This window comes from Massilia sp. CT11-108 (genome assembly GCF_047302915.1).
Classification (GTDB): domain Bacteria; phylum Pseudomonadota; class Gammaproteobacteria; order Burkholderiales; family Burkholderiaceae_D; genus Telluria; species Telluria orientalis.
In genome coordinates this window covers 1-3,283 of the sequence record NZ_JBKYMO010000570.1, presented here as the reverse complement: position 1 = coordinate 3,283, position 3,283 = coordinate 1, and the positions used below count along the sequence as shown (strand labels likewise).

Annotated in this window: 5 protein-coding genes and 1 pseudogene; 5 read left to right on the top strand and 1 reads right to left on the bottom strand. The window is 65.9% G+C overall.

Annotation, left to right across the window (positions count from 1 at the left end; translation table 11 throughout):
• On the top strand, positions 1-284 hold a 284-nt coding region (locus tag ACEN88_RS27575), incomplete at its 5' end, for an alpha/beta fold hydrolase (RefSeq protein ID WP_413344786.1).
• A 38-nt stretch (positions 285-322) separates the two neighbouring features.
• Positions 323-631, top strand: a complete 309-nt coding sequence (locus tag ACEN88_RS27570) for an Mpo1-like protein (RefSeq protein WP_413344785.1) — start codon at positions 323-325, stop codon at positions 629-631.
• Here ACEN88_RS27570 and ACEN88_RS27565 read toward each other — a convergent pair.
• Positions 621-1,997 carry a YihY family inner membrane protein gene (locus tag ACEN88_RS27565; protein WP_413344783.1) on the bottom strand — a complete coding sequence of 459 codons (1,377 nt, stop codon included), beginning with the start codon at positions 1,995-1,997 and terminating at the stop codon, positions 621-623. The genes ACEN88_RS27570 and ACEN88_RS27565 overlap by 11 nt on opposite strands.
• Positions 1,998-2,053: 56 nt before the next feature.
• Here ACEN88_RS27565 and wrbA point away from each other — a divergent pair, with 56 nt between their 5' ends.
• The 3 genes and pseudogenes from wrbA to ACEN88_RS27550 all read left to right on the top strand — a co-directional run.
• Positions 2,054-2,665 (top strand): NAD(P)H:quinone oxidoreductase, encoded by a 612-nt coding sequence (gene wrbA / locus ACEN88_RS27560; RefSeq protein ID WP_413344782.1) that lies wholly within the window; start codon positions 2,054-2,056, stop codon positions 2,663-2,665.
• A gap of 3 nt (positions 2,666-2,668) precedes the next feature.
• Positions 2,669-3,067, top strand: a complete 399-nt coding sequence (locus ACEN88_RS27555) for a DUF2069 domain-containing protein (protein WP_413344780.1) — start codon at positions 2,669-2,671, stop codon at positions 3,065-3,067.
• Positions 3,067-3,283: pseudogene (locus tag ACEN88_RS27550) on the top strand (hypothetical protein); the annotation flags it as partial. The gene ACEN88_RS27555 and the pseudogene ACEN88_RS27550, both read left to right, overlap by 1 nt.

Sequence of the window (3,283 nt, the reverse complement as noted above, 5' to 3'; positions counted from 1 at the left end):
CACCGCTATCACCACCTCTCTTTTCGTCGGCAGGGTATTATTTGTATAATAGACATTGCAATACCTACGCGAACGGGGGCGCGGCCGCGCAGGCCATCGCGTGCCCGACCCTGTTCGTGCAGGGCCGGCGCGACGCGATGACGCCGCCCCGTTCGGCGCAAGGGCTCGTGGCCGCGATCCCGCATGCGCGCGTTGTCGCGCTCGGTTGCGGGCATGCGCTGATGACGGAACAGTCCGATGCGGTGAGCGCCGCGCTGGCGGACTTCGTGCGCGACCTGGATTGATCTACACTGGACGGCAGGGAGACAACCGGGAGAGCAGCATGGCCGCCGTCCGCTACGACAGTTTCGCGCAGTTCTATCCCTGGTACCTGACCCAGCACGAGAACCGGATGTGCCGGCGCGCCCACTTCCTCGGCACGTCGTCGGCCATCGCGGGCATCGCGCAATACATCGACAGCCTGAATCCGTGGTGGCTCGCCGTCGCCGTCGTGACGGGCTATGGCGGCGCCTGGATCGGGCACTTCTTTTTCGAAAAGAACCGTCCGGCCACGTTCGGCTACCCGTGGTATTCGTTCCGCGCGGACTGGGTGATGTATTGGGAGATGCTGACCGGCAAGCTCAGCTGGTGACCCGGATAAAATGGTCAGCCAGCGTCTCGTCCAGCCCCCGCTCGACGGACGCCTCGACCTCGCGGGCGAGCGCGGCCGTGTCCAGCGCCAGCGGCGACTGCGCGCCGTCGGCCGGCGCTCCGGTCTCGCTCTTGACGCCGCCGAACACGAACAGCCGGTAGACGTCCGCGAGCCTGACGAGGCGCGGATCGACGAGCAAGACCCAGCAATCGGTCCCGGCCCGCGCACCTCCGCCTTTTCCCATCCTCCACCGCAGTGGTACCTGCTCCTCGACGTGCACGCGCCCGACCCAGCCGGCCGCCACCATACGTTCCAGCAGCTCCGTCATCTCGTCGTAGCCGATGCGCGTGCATGCGCGGATCTGCGCACTCGACACCATCGCGGTCCCCGTCAGGCGCGCCCCGCCATGCAGCACCTTCAGCACGGCCATCGCATCGACGAAGGCGCCGCCCGGCACGGGTTCGTACCACCAGCGTTCGTACTTGACGATGGGCAGCGCGGCCGTCAGCAGCGCGCCGACCAGCGTGATCATCCACGATAGGTACATCCAGACGAGGAACAGCGGCAGCGCGGCCAACGCGCCATAGATAATGGCGTAGGTGGGGAATTGCCGGATGAAGATGGCGAACACGCGTTTCGCCACCTCGAACGCGATGGCGGCGACGAGGCCGCCCCACATGGCATCGCGCCAGTCGACGTCGCGGTTCGGCACCGTCATGTACAGCAGCACGTAGGCGCCCGTCGTCAGCGCGACCGACACGAGGGTGTAGAACACGGCGCCCAGGAACGGCACGAGGCTCATCAGCCCGTTGGTGGCGGAAAACAGTTGCGATGTCAACGTCAGCGACAGGCCGAACGCGAGCGGCCCCAGGGTGACGAGCGCCCAGTACACGAGCACCCGCTGCACGACGGGACGGGGGCGGCGCACCTTCCAGATCTGGTTGAACGCCCGCTCGATCGTGCCGATCAGCGCGACGGTCGTGAACACGAGGGCGATACCGCCGACGGCCGACAGCCCCGTCGCCTTGCTGGCGAACTGCGTGAGGTTCGACGTGATCGTGTTGGCGATCGCCTTCGGCATCAGCATCTGGACGAAGTAATTGTCCAGGGCGGTGCGCAGCTTGCCGAACATCGGAAACGTGGTGAAGATGGCCAGCACGATCGTCAGCAGCGGGACGATCGCGAGCGTGGTCGTGAACGTGAGGCTGCCCGCCACCTGCGGCAGCTTTTCCTCGGTCAGGCGGCGGCGCGCGAAGCGCACGAGGTCGCGCGCCTCGTTCCACGTCAGTCCGCGCACCCGGTCGACGCCCGTGTTGATCATCTCGGTCGTGCTGCGGGAAAGATTGGTGACGGTCTTGGAAAGCATCGAAAAAGCGCCGACGGCGAGCGTGTCATCTTGTAAAGCGCCCTATAATACCAACGATGAACCCAACCAATCGGATTATCCTCGTGTTGTATTACTCGCGTCATGGAAAGACGCGCCGGCTGGCCGAACTGATCGGCCAGGGCATCGACAGCGTGCCGGGCATGGAAGCCCGGTTGCGGACTGTTCCCGCGGTGTCGACGGTGGCCGAAGCGACGGAACCCGACATCCCGCGTGCCGGCGCGCCCTACGTGGAACTCGAGGATCTGGCGGAGTGTGCCGGACTGGCGCTGGGTTCGCCTACGCGGTTCGGCAATATGGCGGCGCCCATGAAATATTTTCTCGACGGTACTTCCGCGCAGTGGCTGTCCGGCACGCTGGCCGGCAAGCCGGCCGCGGTATTCACGTCGACGGGCAGCCTGCACGGCGGCCAGGAATCGACCCTGCTGTCGATGATGATCCCGCTGCTGCACCACGGCATGATGGTGATGGGCCTGCCCTACACCGAGCCGGAACTGATGACCACCGCGAGCGGCGGCAGTCCCTACGGCGCGACCCACTGGTCGGGCGTGGACGGCAACCGCCCGGTGACGGAAGACGAGAAGCGGCTCGCGATCGCGCTCGGCCGGCGCCTCGCGATCGCCAGCCGCAAACTGCAGGGGACGGAGTAAGCGATGCAAACGCAAAGGGTATTTCATACGGGCGCGGTGACGAGTCTCGTCATCCTGTTCGCCTGGCTGCTGGTCTGGGAGATCGTCGTCGCGCCCCTCCACCCGGGCGGCTCGCTGCTGGCGCTGAAGGCCCTGCCGCTGCTGCTGCCGCTGCGCGGCGTCCTCAAGCGCGACCTGTACACGCTGCAGTGGTCGTCGATGGTCATCCTGATCTACTTCGTCGAAGGCATCGTGCGCGCCTGGAGCGACAAGACGGAAATCTCGCGCATGATGGCGCTGGGCGAAGCGCTGCTCGTCGTCTCGTACTTCCTGTTCGCCCTGCTGTACCTCCGCCCGTACAAGAAGCAGGCGCAGAAGCTGGCCAAGGAATTGCTCGACAAGGTCAAAGTACCGCATGACTGATGCTCATCGCTGATCGCCTTATCGAGCGCTGCGCCGGCATCGTCGGCGCGGCCAACGTCCTCGTCGACGAGCACGACACCGCCCCGTACCTGACCGACTGGCGCGGCCGCTTCACGGGCCGTGCCCTGTGTCTTTTAAACAACTCCGAGCCCACGAGACGGAGCGACAAGGGGGTTTGCGGGGTGGGGGGTGAAAAAAAAGAGGGGGGGGGGGGGG

Excerpts from the sequence above, each read along its gene's own strand:
- ACEN88_RS27570 (WP_413344785.1), top strand. The coding sequence starts at position 323 with ATGGCCGCCGTCCGCTACGACAGTTTCGCGCAGTTCTATCCCTGGTAC.
- ACEN88_RS27565 (WP_413344783.1), bottom strand. The coding sequence starts at position 1,997 with ATGCTTTCCAAGACCGTCACCAATCTTTCCCGCAGCACGACCGAGATG.
- wrbA (WP_413344782.1), top strand. The coding sequence starts at position 2,054 with ATGAACCCAACCAATCGGATTATCCTCGTGTTGTATTACTCGCGTCAT.
- ACEN88_RS27555 (WP_413344780.1), top strand. The coding sequence starts at position 2,669 with ATGCAAACGCAAAGGGTATTTCATACGGGCGCGGTGACGAGTCTCGTC.